Raw genomic sequence first — 16,576 nt, forward strand, 5'->3', positions numbered from 1 at the left:
CCCGGAGGTCCCGGTGCGGCTCAGCCCCGGCGGCGTCGTGCCCCGGAGACGATCGACCCGACGACGAGCGTGACGCCCGCCGCGGCGAGCACGACGATCGTCGCGAGCCCCAGGTCGACCCGGGCACCGAGCGCGGCCGCGAGCACCACGACGGCGAAGGCGACGATGACGAAGCCCCACACGATCGTGGCGACGCGCGGGCCGCGCCGCGGGAGCGGGCCGGGGTCCGCGCCCGCGCCGGGCGCCCCGCCCGTGGACGACGGGTCGGCGCCCGACGCCGTCGGGGCCGCGCCGTAGAGCGGCGCACCAGTCGACGGGGCACCGGCCGACCGGGCACCGACGGGCGGCGCGTCGGCGGGCGGCCCGTCGACCGACAGCGGGTCGGCCGGCGGCATGGCGGGCAGCGGCGTCGTGGCGCCGACGTCGGTCAGCGGTGCCGCGGCCGGGAGCGGGGTCGTCGCGGGGGCGTCGGCCGCGGGCGTCACGGCGGGGAGCGGGACCGTCGCGTCCGTCCCGGACGCCTCCCGGCGTTCCTGCTGCTGAGCCGGCTCGGGGCCCTGCGTGGGTGCGGGGTCGAACAGCTCGTCCCCGAGCGGCCGCGTGTCGTCGTCGCGGCGGTTCTCGTCGTTCATCAGTCCTCCTCGATCGTGACCTGGCCGGCGCCGACCTCGACCTGCAGCACGAGCAGCGGGTCGTCGCCCGCCTGAACCTCGTCGTTGTCGAACGTCACCGGCTGCGTGCTGACCCCGCCGATCTCCTGACGGTCGCCGTCCACGTGCCAGCGCGCGTTGCCCGCGAGCACCTGGACCTCGGCGCGGACGGGGACGCCGTCGGGCACGACGACCGTCGCGTCGCCCGCGCCGAGCCGGACGGGGACCTCGACGGGCGAGCCGGCGGTCGCGTCGGACAGGTCCAGGTCGGACAGGTCGATGCGCGGGTCGCCGAACGACACGCCGAACCCCTGCTCGGCGACCTCGGGGTCGGTGATGCGGTGCGTGCCGTCGGTGACGGTCCGCACGGAGTCGTCGACGAACACGGTGAACGGGGTCGTGCGCCACGCCGAGGCGGGGAGCGCGACGACGAGCAGGACCACCGCGAGCCAGCCGAGGCCGCCGCTCGTCCGGCCCCGCAGCCCGCTGACCACGATCGCGAGGCCCGCGAGGATCCCGCTGAGGCCCGCCCAGGTCAGGAACACCGGCCAGGGCAGCGCGCCCTGGCGGTCGAGCACGAGGAGCAGCGCCCCCAGGAGGAGGCTCAGCCCGACGACGACGCCGGTCGTCGTCGCACCCGGGCCGCGCGGGCGCGGGGGCTTCGGCGGGCGCGGGGCGCGCGACGGCTGCGGCGGGAGCGGCGGCTGCGGCGCGCCGCCCTGCGGGGAGGGAGCGTACGGCGCGTGCGGGGGGAGGGGCGCGGTCACGCCGGGCGCGGAGGCGGCGTACGGGCTCGCCTCCGCCGACCAGACCGCGTCGTCCTGCGTCCCCGTCGGCGCACCGCCCACGGGCGACCCGCCGGGGGTGCCGGACGTCGTCGGGCCGCCCGGGTACGCCGGGCCGCCCGGGTACGCGGGGCCGCTCGGGTACGCCGGGCCGGCGCTGCCCCACGGGGCGTCCGAGGGCGCGCCGCCCGCGGGGGCGCCGGGGGTCGCCGTCGGGCCGTGGCCCGGGGCGTAAGGGCCCTGCGCCGGACCGGCACCCGGGCCGTGACCCGGACCCCCCGGGCCGTGGCCCGGACCGCCCGGCCACGGCGGAGCCTGCGGAGGCGTGCCCTGGCCACCGCGGGGGCCGCGCTGCGTGAGCGCCGAGACCGCGACGACCGCCACGGTGACGAAGGCCGCGACCCAGAACAGGCCGGTCAGCCAGCCGAGGTGGAGCGCGTCCCACCACGACCACCAGCCGCCGCCCCACGAGAACCCGACCACGACGAACGCCGCAGCGCCGAGCAGCGCGACGTCGACGTTGCCGCGGAACGCCTCCTGGAGGTGGATGCGGCCGTCGCGACGCTCGGGCAGGAGCGCCCACGCCGCGCCGTACAGGACGAGCCCGGCGCCGGAGAGGAAGAACGTCACGAACAGCAGCCCGCGCACGACCAGCGGGTCGATCCCGAACCGCTCCGCCACGCCGGACGCGACGCCGCCGATCCAGCGGTCGTCCGAGCGGTAGATGCCGACGCGGCGCACCGCGTCGAAGAAGCCGTCGGCGCCGCTCGGACGCCGGGGCGCCTCGCCCGGCGCCGCGCCCGGTGCACCCGGGGCGGGCCGGCGGGGCCGGTCCAGCCCGGTCCGCCGCCGTGGTCGGGGCCGCTCGGCCCCGGGGGGACGGTGCCCGGCTGCGCGCCGGGCGTCTCGGTGTCGCCGCCGGAGCTCCCGGGCTGGGCGCCGGGTCCGGGGAGGTCGGGAGTGCTCATGACCACCATGCTGGTGCGCGGGGCGCGCCGCCGGTATCGGGTGCCACCCTGACCCGACCCTGAACCGCCCGGGGCCCGACCCTGGTTTCCCCGCCCGGGGGCGCTCGGGGCGTCCGCGCCGTGTGACGATCGGGGGGTGACGACAGCAGCCCGGCCCGGCGCCCGACCGCGCGACCTGCCGCTGCGCCGCCCCGAGCGCGGCCGGTGGGTGGGTGGCGTGTGCGCGGGCCTCGCGGCGCACCTCGGCGTCGGCGTCGGGGTCGTGCGCCTCGTCATGGCGCTCCTCGCGCTCGCGGGCGGCGCGGGCGTCGCGCTGTACGTGTTCTGGTGGCTCACCGTCCCGTCGGGCGACCCGCTGGCCGCGCGCGACGAGCAGCGCCCCGCCTCGCTGTCCCGGCTCGCGCCGCGCCTCCAGGGGAGCGTGCGGCGCCTGCCCGTGCGCGACGTCGCGATCGGCGTCGTCCTCCTGGGCGGCGCCGCGCTGCTCGTGGCGCTGCGCACGGGCGTCGACGTCGAGGTCTCGTGGGTCATCCCCGTGCTCATCGCGCTCGCGGGCGCGGCGCTCGCATGGAGCCAGCTCGACGCCGTCGAGCGGGGCCGGCTGCTCACGCGGGCGGGCGGGCGCACGCCCGCCGGGGTCGTGCGCATCGCGGGCGGCGTCGTGCTCGTGCTCGTCGGCATCGTGCTGCTCGTGGGGCAGGACGCGCGGCCCACCCAGGTCGTGCGCGCCGCGGTGGCCGCGGTCGCGGTGCTCGCCGGCGTCGCGATCGTGCTCGCTCCGTGGTGGCTGCGGCTCGTGCGCGAGCTCGGCGACGAGCGCGCCGCCCGGGCGCGCGAGGCCGAGCGGGCCGACATCGCCGCGCACCTGCACGACTCCGTGCTCCAGACGCTCGCCCTCATCCGCGCCCGGTCCTCCGACGCCGACACCGTCGCGCGCCTCGCGCGCGCCCAGGAGCGCGAGCTGCGCGAGTGGCTCTACGACGACCGCCCCTCGCCCGGGACGTCGCTCGCCGCCGAGCTGCGCGCGCTCGTGGCGGAGGTCGAGGACGGGCGCGTGGGCCGCCGCGCCGAGCCGATCGGCGCGGCGCCCGGTGCGCCCGAGCCGGGGCCGGTCGTCGTGGACGTCGTCGTGGTGGGGGACTGCACCCCGACGCAGGAGACGGCGGCGCTCCTCCAGGCGACGCGCGAGGCGCTCGTCAACGCCGTCGCGCACGGCGGGCCGCCGTACTCCGTCTACCTCGAGGTGAGCGACGCCGCGGTCGAGGTGTTCGTCCGCGACCGGGGCGAGGGCTTCGACATGGACGACGTCGCCCCCGACCGGTTCGGGGTGCGCGAGTCGATCCTCGGGCGCGTGCAGCGCCGCGGGGGCAAGGCCGAGATCATCAGCCGGCCGGGGTGGGGCACCGAGGTACGGTTGCGCGTGCCGCGGGCCGTGTCGACGGACGTGCCGACGGACCCCGGCCCGGCGCGGACCGCACCGAGCGAGGAGACCCCGTGACGACCATCCCCAGCGCGACGCCCGACGGCGCACCCGCCACCGGGCCGGTGCCCGTGGTGCTCGTCGACGACCACCACATGTTCCGGGCCGGCGTGCGCGCGAGCCTCGACCCGGCGCTCGTCACGGTCGTGGGCGAGGCGGACGACGTGGGGTCGGCGGTCGCGCGCGTGCACGAGCTGCGGCCCCCGGTCGTGCTGCTCGACGTGCACCTGCCCGGCGGGAACGGCGGCGGGGGCGCGGAGGTCATCCAGCGCTGCGCCGACGTGCTGGGCGACGTGCGGTTCCTCGCGCTGTCCGTGTCCGACGCCGCGGAGGACGTCGTCGCGGTCATCCGCGCCGGCGCGCGCGGGTACGTGACGAAGGCGATCTCGGGGCCGGACCTGTCGGCCGCCGTCGGGCAGGTCGCGGGCGGCGACGCGGTGTTCTCGCCGCGGCTCGCGGGCTTCGTGCTCGACGCGTTCGGCACGGGCGCGGGCGACGTCGCCGTGCACGACGACGAGCTCGACCGGCTCTCCGCGCGCGAGCAGGAGGTCATGCGCCTCATCGCGCGCGGGTACACGTACCGCGAGGTCGCGTCGGAGCTGTTCATCTCGATCAAGACCGTCGAGACCCACGTCTCCGCGGTCCTGCGCAAGCTCCAGCTGTCGTCCCGTCACGAGCTCACCCGCTGGGCGGCCCAGCGCCGCCTCCTCTGAGCCCCGGCCACCGCACTCAGCGCGGGGCGGGCGGCGTGCGGGGCGGCCAGGCGGGGGAGAGGGTCACCACGTCGCCGACGACGGTCACGGCCGGGGGCCGCACTCCGGCCTCGCGGGCCCGCTCGGCGATGGTCGCGAGCGTCCCGACCGTCGTCCGCTGGCGGGGGCCGTAGCCGTCCTCGACGACCGCGACCGGCGTCTCGGGCGAGCGGCCCTGCGCGACGAGCGCCGCGGCCGTCTCCGCGAGGCGTGAGACACCCATGAGCAGGACGACCGTGTGGTCGCTCGCCGCGGGGACCTTCCCGACGTCCTCGTGCCCCGTGAGCACGGTGAACCCGCGCGACAGGCCGCGGTGCGTCACCGGGATGCCCGCCGCGGCGGGCACGGAGACGGCGCTCGTCACGCCGGGCACGACCTCCACCGGGACGCCGTGGGCGCGGCACGCGTCGAGCTCCTCGCCACCCCGCCCGAACACGTACGGGTCGCCGCCCTTGAGCCGGACGACCCGCTTCCCCACGAGCGCGTGGTGCACGAGGATCCGGTTGATCTCGTCCTGCGGCACGGGGTGGTTGCCCGACGTCTTGCCGACGTCCACCACCACGACGTCGTCTCCGAGCTCGGCGAGCAGCGCGCGCGGCGCGAGCCGGTCGACCACGACGACGTCGGCCTCCGCGAGCACGCGTCGCCCGCGCACGGAGATCAGGCCCGCGTCGCCCGGCCCCCCGCCGACGAGGGCGACGGAGCCCACGGGCCGCACGAGCGGCGCGGTGACGGACCCCGCCCCCGTCGCCTCGTGCCCGGCGTCGCCCGACGCCGCGGCGACGGTGCGGGTCGGCCGCACCGCCCGCAGCGGCAGCTCGCCCGTCTCGAGGAGCACCGCGACGGCGTCGCGCACGCGCTGGGCGCGGCGCGGGTCCCGGCCGGCGTTGACGGCCACCGTGACCTCGGCCTCCCCGGCTCCGGAGGCGCCCGGCGCGAGCGTGCGCGCGACGGCCGGGACCCACGCGGTCGCGCGCTCGGCGTCGCCCGCGGTGACGCAGAAGACGCGGTCCGCCTCGGCGTCGGCCGCGACCTCGGCGTCGACGCGGGCGTCGCCCGTCGCGGTGTGGACGAGCCACGCGCCGTCGAGGTCGCCCGTGAGGTAGTCGCGCCGCACCCAGGAGAGCCGGGTGTCCCGCGCCGGGGCGTGCGCCGCGTGACCGGCGGTCCCCGGGCCGTGGGCCGCGAGCAGCTCGGCGAGGTCCTCGCACACGTACGGCGTGACGACGGTCACGACCGCGCCCGCGTCGAGGAGGCCCCGCGTGCGGCGTGCGGCGACGGGGCCGCCGCCGACGACGACGACGCGGCGGCCGTCGAGACGCAGGCCGAGGGGGTACGTCTCGTGGATGGGTGCGGTCACGGTGCCAGCCTAGGTGTCGTCTAGATCGCGTAGGAGCCGGGGCGTTCCGCCGGGCGGCGGGCGGCGGCGAGCGCGTCGCCGACCATGCCGGCGGCGAGCGTGCCGCCGTCCTGGGCGTCGACGAGCAGGAACGCGCCCGTGCGGCGCGCCACGACGTACTCCTCGGCCGCGACGGGCGACGCGAGCCGCAGCGTCACGCGGCCGATGTCGTTGAGCTCCAGGCGCTCGGCGGGCTCGAGCTCGGCCGTGTCCAGGTCGAGGCGCCCGACGACGTCGCGCACCGCGGCCTGCACGGTGCGGGTCGTGTGCTTGAGCAGCACGCGCGCGCCGGGCAGGAGCGGACGGTCGCCCAGCCACGCGACCGTGCCCTCGACGTCCTGCGTGACGTCGGGGGCCTCGGCCGCGGACGCGAGGAGGTCGCCGCGCGCGACGTCCACGTCGTCGGCGAGGCGGATCGTCACCGACTGCGGGGCGAACGCCTCGGTGAGCTCCGTGCCGCTCGCGAGGGAGTCGGCGGTGTCGATCCCGACGACCGTCGTGCGGCGCCCGGAGGGCAGCACCACGACCTCGTCGCCGACCGTCACGACGCCCGACGCGACCTGCCCGGCGTACCCGCGGTAGTCGCGGTAGCGCTCGTCGGCCGCGGCCTGCGGGCGGATGACGACCTGGACGGGGAAGCGGAACGCCTCGGCCTCCGGGTCGTCGCCCGTCGGGAGCTCCTCGAGCAGCTCGAGCAGGCTCGGGCCGTCGTACCAGGGCGTGCGCGCGCTCGCCCGGTCCACGACGTTGTCGCCGACGAGCGCCGAGACGGGGATCGTGTGCACGTCGCCCACGCCGAGCGACGTCGCCGCCGCCCGGATGTCCGCGGCGAGCTCGGCGTAGCGCGCCTCGCTGTAGTCGACGAGGTCGATCTTGTTCACCGCGACGACGACGTGCGGCACGCGCAGGAGGCTCGCGACGGCGAGGTGGCGGCGCGTCTGCTCCAGCAGGCCCTTGCGCGCGTCGATGAGCAGCACGACGACGTCCGCCGTCGACGCCCCCGTCACGGTGTTGCGCGTGTACTGCACGTGCCCGGGGCAGTCGGCGAGGATGAACGACCGGCGCGCGGTGGCGAAGTACCGGTACGCGACGTCGATCGTGATGCCCTGCTCGCGCTCGGCGCGCAGGCCGTCGGTGAGCAGCGCGAGGTCGGCGGTCTCCAGCCCGCGGTCGCGCGAGACGCGCTCGACCGCGTCGAGCTGGTCGGCGAGCACGGACTTCGAGTCGAACAGCAGGCGGCCCACGAGCGTGGACTTGCCGTCGTCGACGGAGCCCGCCGTCGCGAGGCGCAGCAGCGTGCCGCGGCGCGCGTCGTCGAGCGGGGGCGCCGCGTCGGCGGTGACGGTGCCGGTGGTGGTCTGGGTGCCCATCAGAAGTACCCCTCCTTCTTGCGGTCCTCCATGGCGGCCTCGGAGAGGCGGTCGTCGGCGCGGGTCGCGCCGCGCTCGGTGATGCGCGTCGCGGCGACCTCGGCGATGACGTCGTCGACGCCCGCTGCGTCCGAGCGCACGGCGCCGGTGCACGACATGTCGCCGACCGTCCGGTAGCGCACGGTCTCCGTCCGCAGCGACGCGGTCTCGGCGTCCGTGCGGGGCGCGGAGTACGGCCCGACGGCGAGCAGCATCCCGTCGCGGTCGAACACCTCGCGCTCGTGCGCGTAGTAGAGCTCGGGGAGCTCGATGCGCTCGCGCGCGATGTAGCGCCACACGTCGAGCTCGGTCCAGTTCGACAGCGGGAACACGCGCACGTGCTCGCCCGGGCGGTGCCGCCCGTTGTAGAGGTTCCACAGCTCCGGGCGCTGGTTGCGCGGGTCCCACTGGCCGAACTCGTCGCGCAGGGAGAACACGCGCTCCTTGGCGCGCGCCTTCTCCTCGTCGCGACGACCCCCGCCGAACACGGCGTCGAACCGGTGCCCCGAGATGGCGTCGAGCAGCGGCTGCGTCTGGAGCGGGTTGCGCGTGCCGTCGGCGCGCTCGCGCAGCCGGCCGTCGTCGATGTAGTCCTGCACGCGCGCCACCTCGAGGCGCAGGCCGAGGCGCTCCGCCGTGGCGTCGCGGTAGGCCAGGACCTCGGGGAAGTTGTGGCCCGTGTCGACGTGCAGCACGGGGAACGGCACCGGGCCGGGCGCGAACGCCTTGACCGCGAGGTGCAGCATCACCACGGAGTCCTTGCCGCCGCTGAACAGCAGGACCGGTCGCTCGAACTCGGCGACGACCTCCCGCACGATGTGGATGCCCTCGCTCTCGAGCGCGTCGAGCTGGGCGAGGCGGCGCCCGCCGGGGAGCGCCGCGGCCGGGGTCGTGCCCGCGGCGGCGGAGGCGCCGGGGGAGCCCGGCGCGTCGGTCGTCAGGTCGATGGTCGTCATGCCCGTCCTCATACGTGGAGTCCGCACTCTGTCTTGTCGAGCCCCGCCCAGCGGCCGGCCCTCGGGTCCTCGCCCGGCGCGACGCGCCGGGTGCACGGCTGGCAGCCGATCGACGGGTAGCCGTCGTGGAGCAGGGGGTTGAGCACCACCTGGTGCCGCGCCGCGTACGCGAGCAGGTCGTCGAACGACCACGCCGCGAGCGGGTTGATCTTCACGAGCCCGTTCTTCTCGTCGAACGTGACGAGCGGCGTGCCGGTCCGGGTCGGCGCCTCGTCGCGGCGCACACCCGTGACCCACACCTCGTAGCCCGCGAGCGTGCGGTGCAGCGGCTCGACCTTGCGCAGCTGGCAGCACAGCGCCGGGTCGCGGCCGAACAGGTCCTTGCCGTGCGCCGCGTCCTGCTGGGCGACCGTGAGCTCGGGCCTGACGTCGACGATCGTCACGTCCAGCTGCTGCTCGACGGCGTCCCGCGTCCCGACGGTCTCAGCGAAGTGGTAGCCCGTGTCGAGGAACAGCACGTCGACCCAGGGGATCTGCGCCGCGACGACGTGGGGGAGCACCGCGTCGGCCATGGAGCACGCGACCGCGACGGACGTCCCGAACTCGCGTGCGGCCCAGGCGACGACCTCGTCGGCGGTCGCCTCCGGGCGCGTGGCGCCCTCGACGCCGGGCGTGCCCACGCCGTGCAGCAGCTCGGCGCCGCGCCGCGCGATCTCGCGCAGCTCGTCGGTCGAGCGCTTCTCCCGGCCCTGCGCGGCCTGCCGCGCACGCTCCGCGTGGTGCGCGGCCTTCGCCTCCTCGCGCTGCTCCGTCCGGGCCCGCGCCGCGGCGCGCAGCGCGGCGAGCGGGTCGGTGCCCGCAGGAGCACCGGGCACTCCGGTCAGGTCCGCGGTCATCGGAGCGCCTCCTCGTCCGCGCGGTGCGCCCACTCGGCGAACGTCTCGGACCCGTCCTTGTCGCTCTCGTAGCGCCGGACGACGCGCTCGACGTAGTCCGTGAGGTCGTCCGCGGTCACCTTGAGCCCGCGGACGGTCCGGCCCATGCCCGCGACCTCGCGGTCGTCGGAGGCCAGCCCGCCGCCCAGGTGGACCTGGAAGCCGGGGACCTGCTGGCCGTCGTCGTCCATGACGAGCTGGCCCTTGAGGCCGATGTCCGCCGTCTGGATGCGCGCGCACGAGTTGGGGCAGCCGTTGACGTGCAGGGAGAGCGGCTTCATCTGGGACAGGTCCCCGAGCCGCTGCTCGAGCTCGTCGATCGTCGCGGTCGCGGTGTCCTTCGTGTCGACGATCGCGAGCTTGCAGTACTCGATGCCGGTGCACGCGATCGTGCTGCGCCGGAACGGGCTCGGCCGGGCGTCGAGGCCGTTCTCCTTGAGCGTCGACACGACGTGCTCGACGTGCTCGTCCGGCACGTCGAGGACGAGGAGCTTCTGGTGCGGGGTGAGGCGCACGCGGTGCGACCCGACCGACTCCGCGAGGTCGGCGACGTTCGCGAGGATCGTGCCGGACACGCGCCCGACGTACGGTGCGGCCCCGACGTAGTTGAGCCCGTCCTTCTGCTTGTGCACGCCCACGTGGTCGCCGGGGACGGACGGCTTGGGCGCCGGGGGGCCGTCGGGCAGCGCGTACCCGAGGTACTCGGTCTCGAGCACCTCCCGGAACTTCTCCGGCCCCCAGTCGGCGAGCAGGAACTTCAGCCGGGCCTTGTTGCGCAGCCGGCGGTAGCCGTAGTCGCGGAAGATCTGCACGACGCCGTGCCACACGTCGGGCACCTGCTCCTCGGGGACGAACGCCCCCAGGCGCTCCCCGAGACGCGGGTTCGCGGACAGCCCGCCGCCGACCCACAGGTCGAACCCGACGCCCAGCTCGGGGTGGCGGTGCGCGACGAACGCGACGTCGTTGATCTCGTGGACGACGTCCTGGCTCGGGTGGCCGGTGAGCGCCGTCTTGAACTTGCGGGGCAGGTTCGCGAGCTCGGGGACGCCGATGTACTTCTCGGTGATCCCCGCGACGGCCGGGCCGATGTCGATGAGCTCGTCGGCGGCGATGCCCGCGACGGGGCTGCCGAGCACGACGCGCGGGACGTCGCCGCACGCCTCGGTCGTCTGCAGCCCGACGGACTCCAGACGGCGCCAGATCTCGGGGACGTCCTCGACCTCGACCCAGTGGAGCTGGATGTTCTGGCGGTCGGTGATGTCCGCGCTGTCGCGGGCGAACTCCGTCGAGATGCCCGCGACGACGCGGAGCTGCTCGGTCGTGAGCGCCCCGCCGTCGATGCGGACCCGGAGCATGAAGTACCGGTCCTCGAGCTCGTGCGGCTCGAGCGTGGCGGTCCGGCCGCCGTCGATCCCGGGCTTGCGCTGCGTGTACAGGCCCCACCAGCGGAAGCGTCCGTGCAGGTCGTCGCCGGGGATGGAGTCGAAGCCGTCGCGCGCGTAGATCGTCTCGATGCGCTCGCGGACGGACAGACCGCCGTCCTCCTGCTTCCACTTCTCGTTCGCGTTGAGCGGCTCGGTGCCGTCGACCTTCCACTGCCCGTTCGGTCGAGCGGCGCGCGCGGGGCGCTCGGCGGTCCGCGGCGGACGGGCGGGAGGAGTGCTGCCGTCCGTGGCCTCGGGCGCAGTCGGTGCCTGCGTCATCGGGGTTCCTCGTGTCCTCGTCGGGGCGGGGACGCGCGACGGCGAGCGCTCAGCGAGGGTGCTGCGAGTGGCTGAGGACCGACGGCGCGCGCCGGTTCTCAGGGGTTCTCGGGAAGAGAGGCGAGCGATCGCTCGCGCTGAGTCGGGCGCGGTTCAGCGACAACAGCTCAGACACGTGTGCGCGCACGCCGGCGTCCCGTGACCGGAGGTCACGAGGAGGGTGCGGGCAGCCGTGGTCATGCCGAGAACAGTAGCCGCGGTCCGGACGCGTGGACAGCCCTGGTCCGCATGGTGGGAAACCGAAAATAGTAGACCGATTCAGTCTGCTTTGTCGAGCGGTCTGGTCATCGGGCGCATCTCACCTTGTGCAAAGTTTCACGACAGGGTCGTCAGCAAATACCATGGGCCCATGGAGTTCCTCTACAACGTCTTCGTCGCGCTGCACTTCATCGGGTGGGCCATCGTGCTCGGTGGCTACCTCGCGTCCCTGCGCTCGCCGGGCCTGTACAAGGGCGTCTTCCACGGGGCGCTCACCGCGCTCGTCGCGGGGATCGCCATGGTCGGGATCGGCGAGGCCTCGGTCTGGGGCGACGGTGGCCCGGACATGGCCAAGATCGGCGTCAAGCTGGTCGTCGCCCTCGTGATCGCCGTCCTCGCGTTCGTCGCCAAGCGCCAGGGGGCCAAGTCCTCCGACGGCGCCGTGGCGCCGGGCCTCAAGCACGCCATCGGCGGCCTGACCCTCGTCAACATCCTCGTCGCCGTGTTCTGGAACTGACCGCACCACCGGCACCCGGCCCGTCGACGTCCCGCGTCGGCGGGCCGTCGTCGTCCCCGGAGCGGTGACCGCCCGGTCGGGTCCGCGGGGCGTGCGTAGCGCGCCGGACGTGCGAGGGTTTCCCCCGTGAGCGTCGGTGGAGAGGTCCTCGTCGGGCTGGCGATCCTGGTCGGGCTGATCGGGATCGTCGTGCAGATCCTGCCCGGGAACGTGCTCGTGCTCGGGGCGATCCTCGTGTGGGCGATCGTCACGGGCGGCACGGCCGCCTGGGTCGTCTTCGCGGTCGCGGCCGTGCTCGTCGTCGCCGCCGAGGTCTCCCAGTACGTGCTCGCAGGCCGGCACATGCGCCGGGCGGACGTCCCGTGGTCGACGCTCGTGTGGGGCGGGATCGCGGGCGTCGTCGGGTTCTTCGTCATCCCGGTGGTCGGGCTCTTCATCGGGTTCGTGCTCGCCGTGTTCCTCGCCGAGCTCGTGCGCCGACGCGACCGGCACGCCGCCTGGCGCGCGACGGTCGCCGCGATGCAGGCGACCGGCATCACGATCCTCGTCCAGCTCCTCGGCGGGCTGCTCGCCGCCGCGACGTGGGGCGTCGGGCTAGCGATTACCTGACCCGGGGTGTCCCCGGTCAGCCGGGGAGCTCCATCACGTAGAGAGTGTTGCCGTCGGCGTCGCGCAGCGCGAACATCGGTGGGACCCCCTCCCAGCGCAGGAGCTCGCCCGTGTCCGCGCCCGCCGCGGTGAGCGTCGCGTGGTCGCCCGCGGCGTCCGTCGTCGTGAGGCGGATGCCGGTGTCGACGCCCGCGCCGCGGTCGTCGTCGGCCGGGACGAGCGCGACGGACGTCGCGGCGCCCGGGGGTGCGACCTCGATCCAGCGGAAGCCCTCTTGGAGCTCACCGTCCATCCGGAGCTCGAGGCCGAGCGTCCCGGTGTAGAACGCGAGTGCGCGGTCCTGGTCGGCGACCGGGACCGCGACCGTGTGCACGCCTGTGAGGTGCGTCGTCGCCATGGTGACTCCTTCGTGGTGCGGGCCCGTGCTGTGCGCACGTGCTGCGGACGATCGGGGAGACCGCACCGGGCGGCGGGACTCATCGGCACCACCCGTCGGCGGCGCTCGTCGGTGGACTCGGCGGCAGGGCGGTGCCGGGTGTGGGCGCGGGCGCCTAGGCTGGAGGGGCTATGGCTTCGCTCTTCGAGAACCTCCCGCTGCCCGGCCTCGACACGCTGTTCGACGGCCCGCGCGTCGACCACGGCGGCGAGTCCCGCCTCCCGCGGACCGCCCCGCGCTGGACCGACGACCCGGCCGTGCCCGACGGCGCGGGGTCGCCCGCCGCGGACGGCGCGCCGGGGACGACCGGCGGTGCGCCGTCGGGTGAGCGCCGCGGCCGGTACGCGCACCTCGACCCCGACGCGCTGCTCGACGGGCTCAACCCGCAGCAGCGCGAGGCCGTCGTGCACGCCGGCGGGCCGCTGCTCATCGTCGCGGGCGCCGGGTCGGGCAAGACGCGCGTGCTGACGCACCGCATCGCGCACCTGCTCGCCACGGGCCGGGCGCGCGCGGGCCAGATCCTCGCGATCACGTTCACCAACAAGGCCGCGGCCGAGATGCGCGAGCGCGTCGAGGCGCTCGTCGGGCCGTCGGCGCGGAACATGTGGGTCTCCACGTTCCACTCGGCGTGCGTGCGCATCCTGCGGCGGGAGGCGAAGACGCTCGGCCTGCGGTCGAGCTTCTCGATCTACGACGCCGCGGACTCCCAGCGGCTCATCACCCTCGTCACGCGCGAGCTCGACCTGGACCCGAAGAAGTACCCGGCCCGGTCGCTCGCCAACAAGATCTCGGACCTCAAGAACGAGCTCATCGACCCCGAGACCTACGCGCGCGACTCCGGCGCCCACGCGACGGACGACGGCCTCGCGGCGCGGGGCGGCCAGCACGGCGCGAACGTGCCCGAGTTCGACCAGGTGCTCGCCGACGTCTACACGCGTTACCAGGCCCGTCTCGTCGCGGCCAGCGCGCTCGACTTCGACGACATCATCATGACCACGGTGAACCTGCTCCAGGCGTTCCCCGCGGTCGCCGAGCACTACCGCCGCCGGTTCCGCCACGTGCTCGTCGACGAGTACCAGGACACCAACCACGCGCAGTACGTGCTCGTGCGCGAGCTCGCGGGCGTGGGCGAGGACTCCGCGGCGACCGACGCGGCGACGAGCGGCACGGGCGAGGCGCAGGTCCCGGCGCTCGACCCGGCCGAGCTCACGGTCGTCGGCGACGCCGACCAGTCGATCTACGCGTTCCGCGGCGCGACGATCCGCAACATCCTCGAGTTCGAGGCCGACTACCCGGACGCCCGGACCATCCTGCTCGAGCAGAACTACCGCTCGACCCAGAACATCCTTTCGGCCGCCAACGCCGTCATCTCGCGCAACCCCGACCGCAAGCCCAAGCGCCTGTGGACGGACTCGGGCGCGGGCGCGAAGGTCATCGGCTACGTCGCGGACAACGAGCACGAGGAGGCGCGGTTCGTCGCGGAGGAGATCGACCGCCTCGGCGACACCGAGGGCGTGCGCCCCGGCGACGTCGCGGTCTTCTACCGCACGAACGCGCAGTCCCGAGCGCTGGAGGAGGTGCTCATCCGCGTCGGCCTGCCGTACAAGGTCGTCGGGGGCACACGCTTCTACGAGCGGCGCGAGGTCAAGGACGCCGTGGCGTACCTGCGCGCGATCGACAACCTCGACGACGACGTCAACCTGCGCCGCGTCCTCAACGTGCCCAAGCGCGGTCTCGGCGACCGCGCCGAGGGCGCCGTCGCGGCGCTCGCGGACCGCGAGCGCATCTCGTTCGGCGCGGCGCTCGCCCGCATCGACGAGATCCCCGGCCTGACGAACCGCACGCTCAACCCGCTGCGCGCCTTCGCGGAGCTGATGACAGGGCTGCGGGAGCTCGCCGACTCCGGCGCGAGCCCGTCCGAGATCCTCGGCGCCGTCCTCGACCGCACGGGCTACCTCGCCGAGCTGCGCGCGAGCGACGACCCGCAGGACGCGACGCGCGTCGAGAACCTCGCCGAGCTGCACGCCGTCGCGACGGAGTTCAGCGAGCTCGACCCCGAGGGCACGCTGTCCGACTTCCTCGAGCGCGTCTCGCTCGTCGCCGACGCGGACCAGATCCCCGCGGACGACGGCGCCGACGAGGAGGACGAGGGCGAGGAGAAGGAGGACCCGGGCGTCGTCACGCTCATGACCCTGCACACCGCGAAGGGTCTCGAGTTCCCCGTCGTCTTCCTCACCGGCATGGAGGACGGCACGTTCCCGCACATGCGGTCCCTGCACGACGACGCCGAGCTCGCCGAGGAGCGCCGCCTCGCCTACGTGGGCATCACCCGCGCGCGCGAGCGGCTCTACGTGTCGCGGTCCGCGGTGCGCTCCGCGTGGGGCATGGCGAACGAGTTCCCGCCGAGCCGGTTCCTCGAGGAGATCCCCGAGGAACTGTGGGACTGGCGGCGGCGCGAGTCGTCGATGGCGACGCTGCGCGCGGGCGGGTCCGTCTGGGGTCGCGGGTCGGGCTCGTGGTCCGGTTCGCGTTCCGGATTCGGGTCGGGAGCGCGGACAGGCGCCGACGACGACGGGTCTACCATCCGCGGCCCTCGTTCCTCGGGCCGCTCCCGCCAGACCCGCCACGACCCGTCGTCGTCGGCCCCTGCCCGCGCCGCGTTCGGCTCGCCTTCCGGCGGGGCGAAGTTCGGGTCGGCGACGCCGCGGGCCGACGGGGACGTGCCGAACCTCGCCGTCGGCGACAAGGTCACGCACGACGCGTACGGGCTCGGGACGGTCGTCTCGCTCGAGGGCGCGGGGCCGAACGCCGTCGCGAAGATCGACTTCGGCGCGGACGGGACCAAGCGGCTGCTGCTGCGGTACTCGCCCGTCACGAAGCTCTGACGCTCCACGCTCTGACGCACCGCGCGCCGACACGCAGGGCGCTCGACCGGCCGGTCGAGCGCCCTGTGCGCGTGGGACGTCAGCCGATCGTGCCGAGCGCGCGGTAGGCGAGGACGAACGCCGTCGCGACGACGGCGGTGCCTCCCGCGGCGACGACCACCGGGACGGGGCCGCGCAGGCGCCGGGTCAGCATCGCGGCGAGCAGGACGAGCGACGTGAGCCCGATCACCACCCAGTACGTGGCACCCGTCGTCTCGACGACCGTGGTGAGCCCGTACACCGACTCGCCGAGGCCGATGCCCGCGAGCACCGCCGTGCCGAGAGCCGCGCGCACCCCTGCCCGCCACAGCCACGCCGCCGCGACCCCGACGAACGGGCCGACGACGAGGCCGACCACCCCGAACAGCGCCGGGTCGTAGAAGAACCCGCGCAGGTCGGCGGCGACCGTGTACCCGAGGGTGAGCAGCACGAAGCTCGCCGCGCCCAGCACGGCGGCGTGCCAGGTCCGGGTCCGCGCGTCGCGCGCGGCCCAGGCGACGAGGAGCGCGGTGAGCAGGGTCCAGCCGCTCGCCGAGTTCGCGAAGGGGGCTGCGGCGTCGGGCAGGAAGCCCTGGGCGAAGGACGTGAGGCCGCCGAGCAGGAAGCTCGCGGCGAGCACGACGGCGCCCCGCGCCCACGGCTGTCCACCGGGCGCCGGGGCTCCGGCGTGGCGGCCCGGCGCGGAGCGCGTGCGGAGGGCGGGGGCGTCGGAGCGGTGGGGGAGCGCAGTCTGGTCGGGCACACCCCGACGGTAGGTGCGCCGGGCGCCGCGGGGCGTCAGCCCGTCGTCGGGCA

14 protein-coding genes are annotated in these 16,576 nt (G+C 75.5%); 5 read left to right on the forward strand and 9 right to left on the reverse strand.

The window, feature by feature from the left end:
* Positions 1-20: 20 nt before the first annotated feature.
* Both BJP59_RS03520 and BJP59_RS03525 read right to left on the reverse strand, forming a co-directional pair.
* Positions 21-632 (reverse strand): hypothetical protein, encoded by a 612-nt coding sequence (locus BJP59_RS03520; protein WP_194522199.1) that lies wholly within the window; start codon positions 630-632, stop codon positions 21-23.
* Entirely contained in the window at positions 632-2,176 is a 1,545-nt protein-coding gene (locus BJP59_RS03525) for a PspC domain-containing protein (protein WP_194522200.1), read from the reverse strand. Before BJP59_RS03525 ends, BJP59_RS03520 begins: the two co-directional genes overlap by 1 nt.
* 363 nt (positions 2,177-2,539) lie before the next feature.
* On the opposite strand from BJP59_RS03525, the gene BJP59_RS03530 reads away from it, so the two are divergent.
* Both BJP59_RS03530 and BJP59_RS03535 read left to right on the forward strand, forming a co-directional pair.
* Positions 2,540-3,901: an ATP-binding protein gene (locus BJP59_RS03530; RefSeq protein WP_061266871.1), complete on the forward strand. Its 1,362-nt coding sequence runs from the start codon at positions 2,540-2,542 to the stop codon at positions 3,899-3,901.
* Positions 3,898-4,596 carry a LuxR C-terminal-related transcriptional regulator gene (locus tag BJP59_RS03535; protein WP_021483838.1) on the forward strand — a complete coding sequence of 233 codons (699 nt, stop codon included), beginning with the start codon at positions 3,898-3,900 and terminating at the stop codon, positions 4,594-4,596. The genes BJP59_RS03530 and BJP59_RS03535 overlap by 4 nt, the downstream gene beginning before the upstream one ends.
* 16 nt (positions 4,597-4,612) lie before the next feature.
* On the opposite strand, the gene cobA is transcribed toward BJP59_RS03535, so the two are convergent.
* The 5 genes from cobA to BJP59_RS03560 are packed head-to-tail and all read right to left on the reverse strand — an operon-like array spanning position 4,613 to position 11,037.
* Positions 4,613-5,995 (reverse strand): uroporphyrinogen-III C-methyltransferase, encoded by a 1,383-nt coding sequence (gene cobA, locus BJP59_RS03540; RefSeq protein WP_194522201.1) that lies wholly within the window; start codon positions 5,993-5,995, stop codon positions 4,613-4,615.
* A gap of 20 nt (positions 5,996-6,015) precedes the next feature.
* Positions 6,016-7,404 (reverse strand): sulfate adenylyltransferase subunit 1, encoded by a 1,389-nt coding sequence (locus tag BJP59_RS03545; RefSeq protein WP_194522202.1) that lies wholly within the window; start codon positions 7,402-7,404, stop codon positions 6,016-6,018.
* A complete protein-coding gene (gene cysD, locus BJP59_RS03550) occupies positions 7,404-8,399 on the reverse strand; it encodes a sulfate adenylyltransferase subunit CysD (RefSeq protein ID WP_086148921.1) in 996 nt (331 codons plus the stop codon). Before cysD ends, BJP59_RS03545 begins: the two co-directional genes overlap by 1 nt.
* Before the next feature lie 8 nt (positions 8,400-8,407).
* Entirely contained in the window at positions 8,408-9,295 is an 888-nt protein-coding gene (locus BJP59_RS03555) for a phosphoadenylyl-sulfate reductase (protein WP_144680585.1), read from the reverse strand.
* Entirely contained in the window at positions 9,292-11,037 is a 1,746-nt protein-coding gene (locus tag BJP59_RS03560) for a nitrite/sulfite reductase (RefSeq protein WP_194522203.1), read from the reverse strand. Before BJP59_RS03560 ends, BJP59_RS03555 begins: the two co-directional genes overlap by 4 nt.
* 409 nt (positions 11,038-11,446) lie before the next feature.
* Here BJP59_RS03560 and BJP59_RS03565 point away from each other — a divergent pair, with 409 nt between their 5' ends.
* Both BJP59_RS03565 and BJP59_RS03570 read left to right on the forward strand, forming a co-directional pair.
* On the forward strand, positions 11,447-11,812 hold the full coding sequence (locus BJP59_RS03565; protein ID WP_021482514.1) for a hypothetical protein: 366 nt from the start codon (positions 11,447-11,449) through the stop codon (positions 11,810-11,812).
* A 126-nt stretch (positions 11,813-11,938) separates the two neighbouring features.
* Positions 11,939-12,421 (forward strand): DUF456 domain-containing protein, encoded by a 483-nt coding sequence (locus BJP59_RS03570; RefSeq protein ID WP_086148918.1) that lies wholly within the window; start codon positions 11,939-11,941, stop codon positions 12,419-12,421.
* 16 nt (positions 12,422-12,437) lie between these two features.
* Here BJP59_RS03570 and BJP59_RS03575 read toward each other — a convergent pair whose 3' ends face one another.
* Positions 12,438-12,818, reverse strand: a complete 381-nt coding sequence (locus tag BJP59_RS03575; RefSeq protein ID WP_194522204.1) for a VOC family protein — start codon at positions 12,816-12,818, stop codon at positions 12,438-12,440.
* 170 nt (positions 12,819-12,988) lie between these two features.
* Here BJP59_RS03575 and pcrA point away from each other — a divergent pair, with 170 nt between their 5' ends.
* A complete protein-coding gene (gene pcrA / locus BJP59_RS03580; protein WP_194522205.1) occupies positions 12,989-15,742 on the forward strand; it encodes a DNA helicase PcrA in 2,754 nt (917 codons plus the stop codon).
* Positions 15,743-15,821: 79 nt separating this feature from the next.
* Here the strand turns inward: pcrA and BJP59_RS03585 are convergent, their stop codons facing one another.
* Entirely contained in the window at positions 15,822-16,523 is a 702-nt protein-coding gene (locus BJP59_RS03585; RefSeq protein ID WP_228485254.1) for a DUF6518 family protein, read from the reverse strand.
* Positions 16,524-16,576: the final 53 nt, after the last annotated feature.

Origin of the sequence: Cellulosimicrobium sp. JZ28 (assembly GCF_015327065.1) — a bacterium.
Classification (GTDB): domain Bacteria; phylum Actinomycetota; class Actinomycetes; order Actinomycetales; family Cellulomonadaceae; genus Cellulosimicrobium; species Cellulosimicrobium funkei.

What these genes read in the sequence shown, in the direction of transcription:
- BJP59_RS03520 (WP_194522199.1), bottom strand. Translation starts at nt 632, where the DNA reads ATGAACGACGAGAACCGCCGCGACGACGACACGCGGCCGCTCGGGGAC.
- BJP59_RS03545 (WP_194522202.1), bottom strand. Translation starts at nt 7,404, where the DNA reads ATGGGCACCCAGACCACCACCGGCACCGTCACCGCCGACGCGGCGCCC.
- cysD (WP_086148921.1), bottom strand. Translation starts at nt 8,399, where the DNA reads ATGACGACCATCGACCTGACGACCGACGCGCCGGGCTCCCCCGGCGCC.
- BJP59_RS03555 (WP_144680585.1), bottom strand. Translation starts at nt 9,295, where the DNA reads ATGACCGCGGACCTGACCGGAGTGCCCGGTGCTCCTGCGGGCACCGAC.
- BJP59_RS03560 (WP_194522203.1), bottom strand. Translation starts at nt 11,037, where the DNA reads ATGACGCAGGCACCGACTGCGCCCGAGGCCACGGACGGCAGCACTCCT.
- BJP59_RS03565 (WP_021482514.1), top strand. Translation starts at nt 11,447, where the DNA reads ATGGAGTTCCTCTACAACGTCTTCGTCGCGCTGCACTTCATCGGGTGG.
- BJP59_RS03575 (WP_194522204.1), bottom strand. Translation starts at nt 12,818, where the DNA reads ATGGCGACGACGCACCTCACAGGCGTGCACACGGTCGCGGTCCCGGTC.
- pcrA (WP_194522205.1), top strand. Translation starts at nt 12,989, where the DNA reads ATGGCTTCGCTCTTCGAGAACCTCCCGCTGCCCGGCCTCGACACGCTG.